Origin of the sequence: Mesobacillus sp. AQ2, assembly GCF_030122805.1 — a bacterium.
GTDB lineage: Bacteria > Bacillota > Bacilli > Bacillales > Cytobacillaceae > Mesobacillus > Mesobacillus oceanisediminis_A.
Genome location: NZ_CP126080.1, coordinates 1,204,817 through 1,219,937 on the forward strand (window position 1 = coordinate 1,204,817; position 15,121 = coordinate 1,219,937).

9 protein-coding genes, 15 tRNA genes and 3 rRNA genes are annotated in these 15,121 nt (G+C 45.8%); 26 read left to right on the forward strand and 1 reads right to left on the reverse strand.

The window, feature by feature from the left end; translation table 11 throughout:
• Positions 1-2: 2 nt before the first annotated feature.
• From QNH36_RS05920 to perR, 7 genes are all read left to right on the forward strand, one after another.
• Positions 3-788, forward strand: a complete 786-nt coding sequence (locus QNH36_RS05920) for an ABC transporter permease (RefSeq protein WP_144475023.1) — start codon at positions 3-5, stop codon at positions 786-788.
• 1,325 nt (positions 789-2,113) lie between these two features.
• Positions 2,114-2,521 (forward strand): potassium channel family protein, encoded by a 408-nt coding sequence (locus QNH36_RS05925; RefSeq protein ID WP_144475022.1) that lies wholly within the window; start codon positions 2,114-2,116, stop codon positions 2,519-2,521.
• Positions 2,522-2,598: 77 nt separating this feature from the next.
• Positions 2,599-3,066 carry a thioredoxin-dependent thiol peroxidase gene (gene bcp, locus QNH36_RS05930; RefSeq protein WP_144475021.1) on the forward strand — a complete coding sequence of 156 codons (468 nt, stop codon included), beginning with the start codon at positions 2,599-2,601 and terminating at the stop codon, positions 3,064-3,066.
• Between the two features lie 127 nt (positions 3,067-3,193).
• Complete coding sequence (locus QNH36_RS05935; RefSeq protein ID WP_186326648.1) at positions 3,194-4,060, forward strand: TetR/AcrR family transcriptional regulator; 867 nt, start codon at positions 3,194-3,196, stop codon at positions 4,058-4,060.
• Between the two features lie 258 nt (positions 4,061-4,318).
• On the forward strand, positions 4,319-5,263 hold the full coding sequence (locus tag QNH36_RS05940; RefSeq protein ID WP_144475019.1) for a D-2-hydroxyacid dehydrogenase: 945 nt from the start codon (positions 4,319-4,321) through the stop codon (positions 5,261-5,263).
• A gap of 3 nt (positions 5,264-5,266) precedes the next feature.
• Positions 5,267-5,818 carry a cob(I)yrinic acid a,c-diamide adenosyltransferase gene (locus tag QNH36_RS05945; protein WP_144475018.1) on the forward strand — a complete coding sequence of 184 codons (552 nt, stop codon included), beginning with the start codon at positions 5,267-5,269 and terminating at the stop codon, positions 5,816-5,818.
• A gap of 108 nt (positions 5,819-5,926) precedes the next feature.
• The gene (gene perR / locus QNH36_RS05950; RefSeq protein WP_144475017.1) at positions 5,927-6,370 is read left to right on the forward strand and encodes a peroxide-responsive transcriptional repressor PerR; all 444 of its coding nucleotides are present in this window, start codon (positions 5,927-5,929) and stop codon (positions 6,368-6,370) included.
• 122 nt (positions 6,371-6,492) lie between these two features.
• Here the strand turns inward: perR and QNH36_RS05955 are convergent, their stop codons facing one another.
• The gene (locus QNH36_RS05955; RefSeq protein WP_144475016.1) at positions 6,493-6,837 is read right to left on the reverse strand and encodes a YgzB family protein; all 345 of its coding nucleotides are present in this window, start codon (positions 6,835-6,837) and stop codon (positions 6,493-6,495) included.
• Positions 6,838-6,994: 157 nt separating this feature from the next.
• Here QNH36_RS05955 and QNH36_RS05960 point away from each other — a divergent pair, with 157 nt between their 5' ends.
• From QNH36_RS05960 to QNH36_RS06050, 19 genes are all read left to right on the forward strand, one after another.
• A complete protein-coding gene (locus QNH36_RS05960) occupies positions 6,995-7,870 on the forward strand; it encodes a nucleotidyltransferase-like protein (RefSeq protein ID WP_283904926.1) in 876 nt (291 codons plus the stop codon).
• Between the two features lie 318 nt (positions 7,871-8,188).
• Positions 8,189-9,738 (forward strand): 16S ribosomal RNA (locus QNH36_RS05965).
• 225 nt (positions 9,739-9,963) lie between these two features.
• A 23S ribosomal RNA gene (locus tag QNH36_RS05970) occupies positions 9,964-12,898 on the forward strand.
• Between the two features lie 265 nt (positions 12,899-13,163).
• Positions 13,164-13,279 (forward strand): 5S ribosomal RNA (gene rrf / locus QNH36_RS05975).
• Together the 16S, 23S and 5S rRNA genes with 15 tRNA genes alongside form the textbook arrangement of a ribosomal RNA operon.
• Before the next feature lie 67 nt (positions 13,280-13,346).
• A tRNA-Asn gene (locus QNH36_RS05980) sits at positions 13,347-13,421 on the forward strand.
• A gap of 4 nt (positions 13,422-13,425) precedes the next feature.
• A tRNA-Ser gene (locus QNH36_RS05985) sits at positions 13,426-13,517 on the forward strand.
• Positions 13,518-13,534: 17 nt separating this feature from the next.
• A tRNA-Glu gene (locus QNH36_RS05990) sits at positions 13,535-13,609 on the forward strand.
• A gap of 26 nt (positions 13,610-13,635) precedes the next feature.
• A tRNA-Val gene (locus QNH36_RS05995) sits at positions 13,636-13,711 on the forward strand.
• Between the two features lie 166 nt (positions 13,712-13,877).
• Positions 13,878-13,951 (forward strand) — tRNA-Met (locus tag QNH36_RS06000).
• A 40-nt stretch (positions 13,952-13,991) separates the two neighbouring features.
• Positions 13,992-14,067: transfer RNA gene (locus QNH36_RS06005), tRNA-Asp, on the forward strand.
• Positions 14,068-14,073: 6 nt separating this feature from the next.
• A tRNA-Phe gene (locus QNH36_RS06010) sits at positions 14,074-14,149 on the forward strand.
• Between the two features lie 69 nt (positions 14,150-14,218).
• Positions 14,219-14,303, forward strand: a tRNA-Tyr gene (locus QNH36_RS06015).
• Between the two features lie 8 nt (positions 14,304-14,311).
• A tRNA-Trp gene (locus QNH36_RS06020) sits at positions 14,312-14,385 on the forward strand.
• Positions 14,386-14,396: 11 nt separating this feature from the next.
• Positions 14,397-14,472, forward strand: a tRNA-His gene (locus QNH36_RS06025).
• A gap of 40 nt (positions 14,473-14,512) precedes the next feature.
• Positions 14,513-14,587, forward strand: a tRNA-Gln gene (locus QNH36_RS06030).
• Between the two features lie 3 nt (positions 14,588-14,590).
• A tRNA-Gly gene (locus tag QNH36_RS06035) sits at positions 14,591-14,665 on the forward strand.
• Positions 14,666-14,674: 9 nt separating this feature from the next.
• A tRNA-Cys gene (locus QNH36_RS06040) sits at positions 14,675-14,749 on the forward strand.
• 41 nt (positions 14,750-14,790) lie between these two features.
• Positions 14,791-14,875: transfer RNA gene (locus QNH36_RS06045), tRNA-Leu, on the forward strand.
• Positions 14,876-14,927: 52 nt separating this feature from the next.
• A tRNA-Gly gene (locus tag QNH36_RS06050) sits at positions 14,928-15,001 on the forward strand.
• Positions 15,002-15,121 lie beyond the last annotated feature (120 nt).

A 15,121-nucleotide genomic window follows, 5' to 3' on the forward strand; every position in this document is an offset into this window, starting at 1 on the left:
AAGTGTTTTACGTTAGCATGTTTTTTCAGTATGTCGCCCAGTATATGAAAACAAGGCTCGAATACCGGGCAGATCTGGTCGTTGAAATATTTTCGGATTTATTGTTCCAGGCGGTCAATCTGATATTTATCCTCGTGGTATTCGATCATACCGAATTCCTGAACGGCTGGAGCCGGGATGAAATCATCTTTATATACGGGTTTTTCCTTGTGCCTTACGCACTTTTTTCTTCCTTCTTCAATATTTGGGATTTCAATGAACGTTATATAGTAAAAGGGGAACTTGACCGGATCCTGACAAGGCCGATCCACAGCCTGTTCCAAATCATCCTTGAACGGATGGAACTGGAATCATTGTTCGGAGCCATCACTGGCCTAGCTGTCATGTTTTATGCCGGAAGCCGGCTTGGCCTTGAGGTAAGCTGGTCTGATCCCTTCTTATTTGTTTTATTTGTCTTGGGCGGTGTTCTTGTTTATGCCGGCATTTTCGTGATGATCGCCTGCATAAGCTTCTGGGCAGATGCCCGCACATCCATCATGCCGATGATGTACAATATCGGGAACTACGGCCGCTATCCTGTTGATATCTATAACAAGGCAATCCGGTTTGTCCTGACATGGATTTTGCCATTCGCCTTCGTCGGAGTCTATCCCGCTGCCTATTTCCTAGGACGAGATGAGTGGTATGGTTATTCATTTTTGACACCAGTAATCGGGCTTGCCTTTTTCAGCCTGTCAGTGTTCATTTGGAATGAAGGCGTTAAAAGATACCGTGGTGCTGGGAACTGACTTTAATTATTTCAGCACCATGAGGGAATCGTTGCTGGGGAAAGATGCCCTTTTAGAGTCCAAAACAGCTTGATATGGGTACTGCTGATTGAGGAAGGTGCCCTTATGAGGCACAAAGCAGCTCCATAAGGGTACTATTACTGGAAAAAGATACCCTTATGGGGCACAAAGCAGCTCTATAAGGGTACTATTACAGGATAAAGATACCCTTATGAGGCCCTAAACAGCTCCATAAGGGTACAATTATAGGAGAAAGGTGCTCTTATGAAGTCCAAAGCAGCTCTATAAGGGTATCATTACGGGAGAAAGATACCCTTATAAGGCCAAAGCAGCTCCATAAGGGCACTATTACTGAAGAAAGATACCCTTATAAGGCCAAATCAGCTCCATAAGGGCACTATTACTGAAGAAAGATACCCTTATGCAGTGAAAATCAGCTCTATAAGGGTACCATTCCAGGAGAAAGATACCCTTATGAAGTCCGAAGCAGCTCCATAAGGGTACCATTCCAGGAGAAAGGTGCCCTTATGAAGTCCAAATCAGCTCCATAAGGGTACTATTACGGGAGAAAGATCCCCTTATGAGGCACAAATCAGCTCCATAAGGGTACCATTCCAGGAGAAAGATACCCTTATGAATCCCAAAACAGCTCCATAAGGGTACTATTACAGAAGAAAGATACCCTTATGAATCCCAAAACAGCTCCATAAGGGTACTATTCCAGGAGAAAGATACCCTTATAAAGTCCAAACCAGCTCCATAAGGGTACTATTATAGGAGAAAGATACCCTTATGAATCCCAAACCAGCTCCATAAGGGTACTATTACAGAAGAAAGATACCCTTATGAAGCCCAAAACAGCTCCATAAGGGTACCATTCCAGGAGAAAGATACCCTTATAAAGTCCAAACCAGCTCCATAAGGGTACCATTCCAGGAGAAAGATACCCTTATAAAGTCCAAACCAGCTCCATAAGGGTACTATTATAGGAGAAAGATACCCTTATGAATCCCAAAACAGCTCCATAAGGGTACTATTACAGAAGAAAGATACCCTTATGAAGCCCAAAACAGCTCCATAAGGGTACCATTCCAGGAGAAAGATACCCTTATAAAGTCCAAAGCAGCTCCATAAGGGTCTCATTCCTTAAAGACAGTACTGCAGCATTAACCTTGCTGCGGTCTTTTTTATTATTTCAGACAGGTCCTGACTTGAAATGCCGAAAATAGTCAGAAGCATGGATCTCATCAGAGTGTACTTGCTGTCATACTCCTATTTTCGCCAGCGTATAGTGAAGGGAGAGAGGCATGAAATGAGGCTTGAAAATGCAATTTTACATTTCAATTTTTTTGATTGTTTTAGCTATATTTTTGAGTTTGCGGACATTATTCATTCCTCATAAAATTAAAGGCAAGCAGGTCTCGTTCGAAAACTTTGTCACACTTGCGCTGATTTATGGGACGGTGATGGCTGGCTTTGGATTATTGTATTATTTGCTTGATTTGAAAGGAATCTGGGTACTATCCGATGAGAGCATGCGGCCAAGCACTTCGTCGTATGAGAGGATGTCAACGAGTATGTACTTCAGTGCCATTACTCTGTTTTCTGTAGGATATGGGGATATTGCTCCAGTCGGGGTCGGGAGGGCGATCGCTGTTTTGGAGGCGCTGATTGGTTATACGATTCCTGCAGCGTTTGTAACAAGGGCCATGTTTGATCAAAAACGGTCCTGAAGTGTTCCTTTGATTTGTATTCCAACCCGAAATTAGATAGGCTAATGTTAATAGATCAAATTTTGGAGGGATACATAATGGCACTGGCTATAGGTGAAAAAGCACCGGCGTTTGAGCTGCCGGCAAGCAATGGAGAAACTGTAAAACTTTCCGATTTTGAAGGGAAGAATGTGGTGCTTTATTTTTACCCGAAAGATATGACACCCGGCTGCACAACAGAAGCATGTGATTTCCGGGATCATCATGAAAGCTTCGAGGGGTTAAATGCTGTCATTCTTGGGGTGAGCCCAGATCCGATTAACCGGCATGAAAAATTCATTGAAAAGCATGGATTGCCTTTCCTTCTTCTTGCGGATGAAGACCATAAAGCAGCTGAGGATTATGGCGTCTGGCAGCTGAAGAAAAACTTTGGCAAAGAATACATGGGCATCGAAAGGTCTACATTCATCATTGATAAGGACGGCAATCTTGCCAAAGAGTGGAGAAAAGTTAAAGTAAAGGGCCATGTGGAAGAGGCGCTTGAATTCATTAAAGAAAACCTGTAAACATGGAGACAGCCAGAAACGGCTGTCTTTATTGCTGTTTTGATGCCGGTTATAAGTTATAATAGGGTGTATAATTATTACCATGACCAGTCAGTCAATCGATGTTTATATTGGGGAGGCAATAAAGATGAAGGAAAAAGAAAAAGCAATCATCGAAGCAGCGATTAAGCTTTATGCGACGAAAGGGTTCGCTTCTACCTCAATCCAGGAGATCGTCACGGAAAGCGGAATTTCCAAGGGCGCTTTTTATCTTTATTTCAAATCCAAAGAAGCTTTATTGATCGCAATTCTTGAATATTATTTTGATTATATCCAGAAGAAACTTGAAGGGTTTGAAAATGATAATCTGCCGCCCAGGGAAAAGTTTGCTTTGCAGTTGACAGCATTATTCAATACCATGCTCGAGCATAAGGAATTCATCATCATGCAATCCAGAGAACAGGCAATTCCCTTGAATGAAGAGGTAAAGGAATTGATGATCCGCAAGTATTACGAAGCACAAATGTTTTATCAAGGCAGCCTGCGGGCAATCTACGGTAAAAGTGCTGAAGCGCATTTATGGGATATGGCGCTAATGCTCGAGGGATTTTTTAATTCTTATATAAAGTTGCTTCTATTCAATCCTGAAGGATTCAAGATTGATGAATTAGTGGGATACATTCTAAGAAGAGTGGATTCATTGGTTGATGGACTGCAGGGAGAGGAGCCACTGGCAACAAAAGAAAAAATCGATGAGTTGATAACAAAGACCAAGGCATACTTCCTGACAGATAGCAAGGACATTAAAAAGGTCATCACTAAAATGAAAGAAGCAGTTGCTGATCTTCAAAATAGAGATGACTTGCTAATCACACTGGATGTCCTCGAGAGTGAGATCGAAAGAGATGCACCCCGAATCCCGGTAATCCAGGGAATGCTGTCAAACCTCAATGACGAGCCATCGCTTGATTTCTATCGTGAAGCTATCGCAAAAAAATATCATCTAAAGGGATAATTTTTCCGCCTATTTTTATCAATACAGGCTACTGTCCATTCATTTCAGCTGTAACTGAATATCATTGTATTAGGGCATACCTCCTCAAACACTTTAGCGGGCTTAAATAGCCCGCCTTTTTTATGGGGAAAACAGGTTCGAATTCCCATTCTTCGAAATGTAGCGCCGGCTTTTCATTTTTCAGGCTTGGAAGTTGTTTAATTAAGTGAAAATTAATACAATTAATAGTACGAAACTAGAACGAAGGGTTGGGTGAAAATGAATATTTACTCCTCGATTCTTCCGGCTGAACGATTGCAGGAAGAGGTGAAAAAGGAATTCCCTCAGGTGAGCTTCGAATTCCATAAAGGAATCAAGGAAGATTTATTTTTGGATGCAGAGATATTCCTTACCTATGGTGAAGATTTGACGGAAGAGCTGATTGGCAAAGCAGACAAGCTCAAATGGATTATGGTCATGTCTGCCGGTCTGGATAAAATGCCATTTGAAGCGTGTAAAAAACGCGGAATCCTTGTTACAAATGTGCGGGGGATCCATAAAATTCCGATGGCTGAGTTTACCGTCGGCATGATGCTGCAGCATGTTAAACAAATGAAGTCGTTATGGTCAAATGAACAAAGCAAAACTTGGGAACGTAAATTGCCAATGGGAGAATTGTACGGCAAGACATTGCTCATTCTAGGTATAGGGGCGATTGGGGGAGAAGTGGCCCGTTTGGCAAAAGCTTTTAATATGCAAACGATTGGTGTGAATCGGAGCGGCCGCCAAGCCGACTGGACAGACGAAAACTATACGATGGAAAACTTCAGGGAAGCTTTGCCTAAAGCGGATTTCATTGTTTCGGTATTGCCAAGTACGCAAGAAACGAAGCATTTCCTCGACTTGAACGATTTTGTCTTAATGAAAGACACAGCTGTGTTTATCAATATTGGCCGTGGTGACTTGGTCCAAGATGAGGTGTTATTGGCCGCACTTCAGGAAAATAAGATCGCGCATGCTTATCTGGATGTTTTCTATGAAGAACCTTTGAAGGAAAGTCATCCATTCTGGACAATGGACAATGTAACCGTAACTCCTCATATTTCAAGCTTGACCAAAAATTATTTGCCAAGGTCCTTTGAAATTTTCAAACAAAATCTTCATACATATCTTAATAAAGCCACAGAGTTTATCAATGTAATCGACATGGACAGGGGGTACTGATTAATGAAAATCTATACTAAGACAGGGGACAAAGGAACAACCTCTCTTATTTATGGAACAAGGGTAGCAAAAAATGATATGCGTGTTGAAGCTTACGGGACATGTGATGAGACAAATTCAATGATAGGCCTGGCACTCAGTTACCTGAATGGAGAGTTTTTTAACGATAAAGAAGAAATGCAGGCAATCTTCCATAAGATCCAGACAGTTTTGTTCCATGTCGGTGCTGAACTGGCCACTCCTCCTGGCAAAGAAGTAAAATGGGTACTTGAAGCAAAGGATATAGAAGAACTAGAGAAGAAAATCGATGATTGGGATGCAGCGCTTCCGCAGTTGACGAACTTCATTCTTCCTGGGGGACACCAGGCAGGTGCCGCGCTTCATGTAGCAAGGACGGTTGCCAGAAGAGCGGAACGCCAGGCTGTTGAGCTGGGAGATGAGGTTAACCCGCTTGTCCTGTCCTATTTAAACCGACTATCCGACTTCCTGTTTGTCGCCGCAAGATATGTGAATATGCACCTGGGAGCAAAAGAACAAACCTTGCATCAAGGTTGAGAGTTGTAAATGTTTGTGGTGTAGCAATATTGACAAAAGAGGAATAAAATTAGTACACTAATTATAAACATTATAAAATAAGAATTATAATCTGAAAAAGTGAGGTGCATGGCGGTGGTACAGAGTCATTTAAAAGAAGCCCTGGATACCTTGAAGGATACAGGAGTCCGTATTACTCCGCAACGTCATGCGATACTCGAATATTTAATAAACTCAATGTCGCACCCTACAGCAGACGAGATTTATAAAGCGCTTGAAGGTAAATTTCCAAATATGAGTGTAGCGACGGTTTATAACAATTTGAGAGTATTCCGTGAAGTTGGATTGGTCAAAGAACTGACATATGGGGATGCCTCCAGTCGTTTTGACTTTGTTACTTCCCATCATTATCACGTCATCTGTGATCAATGCGGGAAAATCGTTGACTTCCATTACCCTGGCCTTGACGAAGTAGAGCATTTAGCTTCCCATGTAACAGGTTTTAATGTTGGGCACCATAGAATGGAAATATACGGAACTTGTCCGGAATGTTCCGCAAAGGAAGTCCATTAATACTTACGGCTGATGGCATAAGCTATCAGTTTTCTTTTTTTGTCTGCGTACATGATTCTGCTGCTTCATATGTAAGCATTGTGGGATAAAAAAAGAACTCGGCAAAAAACGAAGTTCTCTTTTTATTTTTTTCGATTGTATTGTTCATCGAACTCCTTGCCTTCCAGAGAGGCATCTAGAGTTAACGGTTCGTTGCAATACATGCAAATATCCACCCTGCCAAGCATTTTCGTTTGTTTCCCGCAATTAGGGCAAACTACCTGAACTGTCTTTGTCGATAACAGTCCAATCCAAAAATAGACAACCGTGCTGGCAATAATAAACAGCAATCCAAGGATCATAAAAATTGTCATGACCACAAATGAGCTGCGGAAGAAGATACCCGCATACATAACGATGAAGCCAATGAAGATAAGACTTAACGCAAAGGTGCGGATTTTATTTATTTTACTTGAATATTTACCCATTGAAGTTTCCCTCCCTAAAATCTAACTATATCATACTATTTCCGGCAAGATAATCATAAAAAGTAAACACCGATGTCGAAAATTGTCTAGATGAAATGCAGGAGATTTTATATAATTGTCGAACATATATGCTAACAAACAAATGGAGGAGTTTATTATGGAGGATATCCTTCGTTCGATTTATCAAGAACGTGCAAGCCACCCTAACACCGTAGGAGTGGTGGCGGTGGAGAAGAGACATAAAGCGCTCGCTGCGACCGATACATTTGATGTCATTTTGCTTATTATAGTGAAAGAAAATGAAGAACCTGTGTTTGTTAAACATTATTCCTATCAGGATAAAAAAGCCGCCATGCATATTGTAACCGAAAAGCAGATCAATGATTGGCTCCTAACTGGCAGCAATAAAAAGATTTTTGATTGGCTTTACAATGGGAAGATAATTTTTGATCGAAATGAAAAAATCGCTGATTTAAAACATGAACTTAAAGAATTTCCGTTTTTCGGACGCAAAATAAAAATGGGAATTGAGTTTGCCAAGTTGATCAGAAGGTACTCAGATGGCAAGATGCTATTTGATAACTTTAACTATTTGGATGCCTACAATTATGTTGTGCATTCATTGCATCATCTTGCAAGACTTGCAGTGATAGAGAATGGCTTTCATCCCGAAGTGACCGTCTGGCATCAAGTGAAGCAGATCGAGCCAGAAATCTATAAGTTATACGAAGAGTTAATTTGCAGTGAAGAGACAATAGAAAAAAGGCTTGAACTCTTGTTCCTGGCAAGCGAATTCCTGATCCACAAAAGGACAAAAGTAGGGAGCCAGCATTTAGTGGAAGTGATGGAAGGTGAAGAGTATTGGGCATTCAGTGACCTGATGTCCCATCCAGAACTTTTACCGTATTCTGTTGACCTAGGAATCCTTGTAGAGTATTTGATTGATAAGAAAATCATTGAAGTAGTAAACGTAGAAACGAAAGGACAGGGCATTTATCACAGATATTATAAGGTTGCTGAAAAGTTATCCTGAAAAAACGAAAAAACCTATTGACCATTCAAAAAATACTTGGTATATTAATAACCGTCGCTGCGGAACATAGCAAAAACATTTTCGCGGCAGACGGTTTACAACTTAAAAGTATTTTTCACTGAAAAACATTTTTAGAAAAGTGTTGACAGAAAAAATGCCCGATGGTATATTAGTAAAGTCGCTTCTGGGCGGCATGCTAACTAACTTGCTCTTTGAAAACTAAACAAACAAGCGTCAACAAACAATAAATTATCATGCTTCTATTAATTATAGAAGACATGAGCCAACGTTTTAACTTATGAGCTAACTCATAACTCTTTCTTGGAGAGTTTGATCCTGGCTCAGGACGAACGCTGGCGGCGTGCCTAATACATGCAAGTCGAGCGGATCTTCATTAGCTTGCTTTTGAAGATCAGCGGCGGACGGGTGAGTAACACGTGGGCAACCTGCCTGTAAGACTGGGATAACTTCGGGAAACCGGAGCTAATACCGGATAATCCTTTCCCTCACATGAGGGAAAGCTGAAAGACGGTTTCGGCTGTCACTTACAGATGGGCCCGCGGCGCATTAGCTAGTTGGTGAGGTAACGGCTCACCAAGGCAACGATGCGTAGCCGACCTGAGAGGGTGATCGGCCACACTGGGACTGAGACACGGCCCAGACTCCTACGGGAGGCAGCAGTAGGGAATCTTCCGCAATGGACGAAAGTCTGACGGAGCAACGCCGCGTGAACGATGAAGGCTTTCGGGTCGTAAAGTTCTGTTGTCAGGGAAGAACAAGTACCGGAGTAACTGCCGGTACCTTGACGGTACCTGACCAGAAAGCCACGGCTAACTACGTGCCAGCAGCCGCGGTAATACGTAGGTGGCAAGCGTTGTCCGGAATTATTGGGCGTAAAGCGCGCGCAGGCGGTTCCTTAAGTCTGATGTGAAAGCCCCCGGCTCAACCGGGGAGGGTCATTGGAAACTGGGGAACTTGAGTGCAGAAGAGGAGAGCGGAATTCCACGTGTAGCGGTGAAATGCGTAGAGATGTGGAGGAACACCAGTGGCGAAGGCGGCTCTCTGGTCTGTAACTGACGCTGAGGCGCGAAAGCGTGGGGAGCGAACAGGATTAGATACCCTGGTAGTCCACGCCGTAAACGATGAGTGCTAAGTGTTAGAGGGTTTCCGCCCTTTAGTGCTGCAGCAAACGCATTAAGCACTCCGCCTGGGGAGTACGGCCGCAAGGCTGAAACTCAAAGGAATTGACGGGGGCCCGCACAAGCGGTGGAGCATGTGGTTTAATTCGAAGCAACGCGAAGAACCTTACCAGGTCTTGACATCCTCTGACAACCCTAGAGATAGGGCGTTCCCCTTCGGGGGACAGAGTGACAGGTGGTGCATGGTTGTCGTCAGCTCGTGTCGTGAGATGTTGGGTTAAGTCCCGCAACGAGCGCAACCCTTGATCTTAGTTGCCAGCATTCAGTTGGGCACTCTAAGGTGACTGCCGGTGACAAACCGGAGGAAGGTGGGGATGACGTCAAATCATCATGCCCCTTATGACCTGGGCTACACACGTGCTACAATGGATGGAACAAAGGGTCGCGAAGCCGCGAGGTGAAGCCAATCCCATAAATCCATTCTCAGTTCGGATTGCAGGCTGCAACTCGCCTGCATGAAGCCGGAATCGCTAGTAATCGCGGATCAGCATGCCGCGGTGAATACGTTCCCGGGCCTTGTACACACCGCCCGTCACACCACGAGAGTTTGTAACACCCGAAGTCGGTGGGGTAACCTTTTGGAGCCAGCCGCCTAAGGTGGGACAGATGATTGGGGTGAAGTCGTAACAAGGTAGCCGTATCGGAAGGTGCGGCTGGATCACCTCCTTTCTAAGGATATTGCCTAAGGGCAATCGGAATGCGAATCTTTCGATTCGTACTGTGGATGTAATCCACATAGTTGTACGCTTGTTTGTTTAGTTTTGAGGGAGCAATTCTCTCAAAGCTTTTTTGTTCCTTGAAAACTAGATAATCGTAAGTAAGAAGAACCAAGAAGAAAACCGAGTGATCGCCATTTTAGTTTTCTCTCTATTCAATTAGAGAAATGACCTTTTAGGTTAAGTTAGAAAGGGCGCACGGTGGATGCCTTGGCACTAGGAGCCGATGAAGGACGGGACTAACACCGATATGCTTCGGGGAGCTGTAAGTAAGCTTTGATCCGGAGATTTCCGAATGGGGAAACCCACTGTTCGTAATGGAACAGTATCTTTACCTGAATACATAGGGTATTGAAGGCAGACCCGGGGAACTGAAACATCTAAGTACCCGGAGGAAGAGAAAGCAAACGCGATTCCCTGAGTAGCGGCGAGCGAAACGGGACATAGCCCAAACCAAGAGGCTTGCCTCTTGGGGTTGTAGGACACTCTACATGGAGTTACAAAGGAACGGGGTAGATGAAGTGGTCTGGAAAGGCCCGTCAGAGAAGGTAAAAACCCTGTAGTTGAAACTTCGTTCCCTCCTGAGTGGATCCTGAGTACGGCGGGACACGAGAAATCCCGTCGGAAGCTGGGAGGACCATCTCCCAAGGCTAAATACTCCCTAGTGACCGATAGTGAACCAGTACCGTGAGGGAAAGGTGAAAAGCACCCCGGAAGGGGAGTGAAAGAGATCCTGAAACCGTGTGCCTACAAGTAGTCAGAGCCCGTTCATGGGTGATGGCGTGCCTTTTGTAGAATGAACCGGCGAGTTACGATTACATGCAAGGTTAAGTTGAGAAGACGGAGCCGCAGCGAAAGCGAGTCTGAATAGGGCGAATGAGTATGTGGTCGTAGACCCGAAACCAGGTGATCTACCCATGTCCAGGGTGAAGGTTGGGTAACACCAACTGGAGGCCCGAACCCACGCACGTTGAAAAGTGCGGGGATGAGGTGTGGGTAGCGGAGAAATTCCAATCGAACTTGGAGATAGCTGGTTCTCTCCGAAATAGCTTTAGGGCTAGCCTCACGTTGTAAGAGTCTTGGAGGTAGAGCACTGTTTGGACTAGGGGCCCTCATCGGGTTACCGAATTCAGACAAACTCCGAATGCCAAAGACTTATCCGTGGGAGTCAGACTGCGAGTGATAAGATCCGTAGTCAAAAGGGAAACAGCCCAGACCACCAGCTAAGGTCCCAAAGTATACGTTAAGTGGAAAAGGATGTGGAGTTGCTTAGACAACCAGGATGTTGGCTTAGAAGCAGCCACCATTTAAAGAGTGCGTAATAGCTCACTGGTCGAGTGACTCTGCGCCGAAAATGTACCGGGGCTAAACGTATCACCGAAGCTGTGGATTGACATCTTAGATGTCAGTGGTAGGAGAGCGTTCTAAGGGCGTTGAAGTCAGACCGTAAGGACTGGTGGAGCGCTTAGAAGTGAGAATGCCGGTATGAGTAGCGAAAGATGGGTGAGAATCCCATCCACCGAATGCCTAAGGTTTCCTGAGGAAGGCTCGTCCTCTCAGGGTTAGTCGGGACCTAAGCCGAGGCCGAAAGGCGTAGGCGATGGACAACAGGTTGATATTCCTGTACCACCTCTTTATCGTTTGAGCGACGGGGGGACGCAGGAGGATAGGGTAAGCGCGCTGTTGGATATGCGCGTCTAAGCAGTTAGGCTGCAAGTGAGGCAAATCCCGCTTGCGTGAAGGCTGAGCTGTGACAGCGAGGGAAATATAGTACCGAAGTTCCTGATTCCACACTGCCAAGAAAAGCCTCTAGCGAGATAAATGGTGCCCGTACCGCAAACCGACACAGGTAGGCGAGGAGAGAATCCTAAGGTGAGCGAGAGAACTCTCGTTAAGGAACTCGGCAAAATGACCCCGTAACTTCGGGAGAAGGGGTGCTCATTTGGGTGAATAGCCCGGATGAGCCGCAGTGAATAGGCCCAGGCGACTGTTTAGCAAAAACACAGGTCTCTGCGAAGCCGCAAGGCGAAGTATAGGGGCTGACGCCTGCCCGGTGCTGGAAGGTTAAGAGGAGGGGTTAGCTCACGCGAAGCTCTGAATCGAAGCCCCAGTAAACGGCGGCCGTAACTATAACGGTCCTAAGGTAGCGAAATTCCTTGTCGGGTAAGTTCCGACCCGCACGAAAGGCGTAACGATCTGGGCACTGTCTCAACGAGAGACTCGGTGAAATTATAGTACCTGTGAAGATGCAGGTTACCCGCGACAGGACGGAAAGACCCCGTGGAGCTTTACTGTAGCCTGATATTGAATTTTGGTACAGCTTGTACAGGATAGGTAGGAGCCTGAGAAACCGGAGCGCCAGCTTCGGTGGAGGCGTCGGTGGGATACTACCCTGGCTGTATTGAAATTCTAACCCGCGCCCCTGATCGGGGCGGGAGACAGTGTCAGGTGGGCAGTTTGACTGGGGCGGTCGCCTCCTAAAGAGTAACGGAGGCGCCCAAAGGTTCCCTCAGAATGGTTGGAAATCATTCGCAGAGTGTAAAGGCACAAGGGAGCTTGACTGCGAGACCTACAAGTCGAGCAGGGACGAAAGTCGGGCTTAGTGATCCGGTGGTTCCGCATGGAAGGGCCATCGCTCAACGGATAAAAGCTACCCCGGGGATAACAGGCTTATCTCCCCCAAGAGTCCACATCGACGGGGAGGTTTGGCACCTCGATGTCGGCTCATCGCATCCTGGGGCTGTAGTCGGTCCCAAGGGTTGGGCTGTTCGCCCATTAAAGCGGTACGCGAGCTGGGTTCAGAACGTCGTGAGACAGTTCGGTCCCTATCCGTCGTGGGCGCAGGAAATTTGAGAGGAGCTGTCCTTAGTACGAGAGGACCGGGATGGACGCACCGCTGGTGTACCAGTTGTCTTGCCAAAGGCATCGCTGGGTAGCTATGTGCGGACGGGATAAGTGCTGAAAGCATCTAAGCATGAAGCCCCCCTCAAGATGAGATTTCCCATAGCGCAAGCTAGTAAGAACCCTGAAAGATGATCAGGTTGATAGGTCAGAGGTGGAAGCGCGGTGACGTGTGGAGCTGACTGATACTAATCGTTCGAGGACTTAACCAAATACGAAAAGCGTAGGCGACTGTACAGCCTCGACAAGCGCTGGAGGGCCAGCAGTTGAAGTCGTTCTTTGACTTCGGCGGATGGACCGAAGCGACTCGAGAGGCTAGGAGCCGGAGCTGGACAATGATCATTCGATTCCCTTGTTTTCTTCTTACACATTATCTAGTTTTGAGGGAATAAAGATTTTTACGAAGTGAAATATCTTTAAAATTTCTCTTGCAAAATGCACTAAAGACAGTATAATAGATATTGTCTTGAAAAAATGTCTGGTGGCGATGGCGAGAAGGTCACACCCGTTCCCATACCGAACACGGAAGTTAAGCTTCTCAGCGCCGATGGTAGTTGGGGGTTTCCCCCTGTGAGAGTAGGACGCCGCCGGGCAAGATGCATTTGACATCTTCTTTCAAAGATACGGATTGTGTATCCAGGTCGGAGAAATCATTACTATTCCGCAGTAGCTCAGTGGTAGAGCACTCGGCTGTTAACCGAGCGGTCGTAGGTTCGAATCCTACCTGCGGAGCCAATTTGGAGAGCTGTCCGAGAGGTCGAAGGAGCACGATTGGAAATCGTGTAGACGGTCAACGCTGTCTCAAGGGTTCGAATCCCTTGCTCTCCGCCATAGAAACTTAAACAAAAGGCCCCTTGGTCAAGCGGTTAAGACACCGCCCTTTCACGGCGGTAACACGGGTTCGAATCCCGTAGGGGTCACCATTTTCTTTAATAAGTAACATAACAATGGAGGATTAGCTCAGCTGGGAGAGCATCTGCCTTACAAGCAGAGGGTCGGCGGTTCGATCCCGTCATCCTCCACCATAAGTTTTTTGATGAATTATTACCGTCGCGGGGTGGAGCAACGAGCGTTACTTCACTGTATGAACTGCGAGTTGTACCGATCGAGCTGCTGCTTGAGTAAGCTTCCTGGGATCGGAACAGTCAATGCTCTCTAAGAGCATAAATCAAATAACATTTTTATTACCGTCGCGGGGTGGAGCAGTCCGGTAGCTCGTCGGGCTCATAACCCGAAGGTCGCAGGTTCAAATCCTGCCCCCGCAATCATGAAGTGCTTTTCAAGTTAATCACTTGAAAAGATTTTGGTCCCGTGGTGTAGCGGTTAACATGCCTGCCTGTCACGCAGGAGATCGCCGGTTCGATCCCGGTCGGGACCGCCAGTATATGGCTCAGTAGCTCAGTCGGTAGAGCAAAGGACTGAAAATCCTTGTGTCGGCGGTTCGATTCCGTCCTGAGCCACCATTTAAAATTTCCTGGTTAATCAGGAAATTGAGTAAATGGGTTTTTTAACATCGGAAATGATGTTATAATGGAGGGGTAGCGAAGTGGCTAAACGCGGCGGACTGTAAATCCGCTCCCTCAGGGTTCGGCGGTTCGAATCCGTCCCCCTCCACCATTTATCATAGGGGTATAGTTTAAAGGTAGAACGAAGGTCTCCAAAACCTTTGGTGTGGGTTCGATTCCTACTACCCCTGCCAATTTTATAATGGCGATTGTGGCGAAGTGGTTAACGCATCGGATTGTGGTTCCGACATTCGTGGGTTCGATTCCCATCAGTCGCCCCATTTCAAATCACATATTCAATCAGTATTGAATATAATATATTGGGCTATAGCCAAGCGGTAAGGCAACGGACTTTGACTCCGTCATGCGTTGGTTCGAATCCAGCTAGCCCAGCCATTTGCGGAAGTAGTTCAGTGGTAGAATACAACCTTGCCAAGGTTGGGGTCGCGGGTTCGAATCCCGTCTTCCGCTCCAATATAATATGGCGGCATAGCCAAGTGGTAAGGCAAAGGTCTGCAAAACCTTTATTCACCGGTTCAAATCCGGTTGCCGCCTCCACTAATTATTTAGTGGAATTGCAGTATTTGAAATCTTCATATGCCGGTGTGGCGGAATTGGCAGACGCGCACGACTCAAAATCGTGTTCCTTCTGGAGTGTCGGTTCGACCCCGACCACCGGTACCATCTTTATTTTAAACAGGATCTCCTGTTTTCTTTATTTTCATAAGATATGTATGCGGGTGTAGTTTACTGGTAAAACCTCAGCCTTCCAAGCTGATGTAGTGGGTTCGATTCCCATCACCCGCTCCATACATACGTGACTAACGCAGTATATCGTTTCCAGAAAACGATATACTGCGTTTTTTTTTCTTGGCTCTGTTAAAGCCCAATGTTGTTTTTACTCCTGTTGATTGTAGTGGAAGGCGCGTA

Bases quoted from the DNA above. Each gene is read 5' to 3' on its own strand.
- QNH36_RS05925 (WP_144475022.1), top strand. From the start codon at position 2,114: ATGCAATTTTACATTTCAATTTTTTTGATTGTTTTAGCTATATTTTTG.
- bcp (WP_144475021.1), top strand. From the start codon at position 2,599: ATGGCACTGGCTATAGGTGAAAAAGCACCGGCGTTTGAGCTGCCGGCA.
- QNH36_RS05935 (WP_186326648.1), top strand. From the start codon at position 3,194: ATGAAGGAAAAAGAAAAAGCAATCATCGAAGCAGCGATTAAGCTTTAT.
- QNH36_RS05940 (WP_144475019.1), top strand. From the start codon at position 4,319: ATGAATATTTACTCCTCGATTCTTCCGGCTGAACGATTGCAGGAAGAG.
- QNH36_RS05945 (WP_144475018.1), top strand. From the start codon at position 5,267: ATGAAAATCTATACTAAGACAGGGGACAAAGGAACAACCTCTCTTATT.
- perR (WP_144475017.1), top strand. From the start codon at position 5,927: ATGGCGGTGGTACAGAGTCATTTAAAAGAAGCCCTGGATACCTTGAAG.
- QNH36_RS05955 (WP_144475016.1), bottom strand. From the start codon at position 6,837: ATGGGTAAATATTCAAGTAAAATAAATAAAATCCGCACCTTTGCGTTA.
- QNH36_RS05960 (WP_283904926.1), top strand. From the start codon at position 6,995: ATGGAGGATATCCTTCGTTCGATTTATCAAGAACGTGCAAGCCACCCT.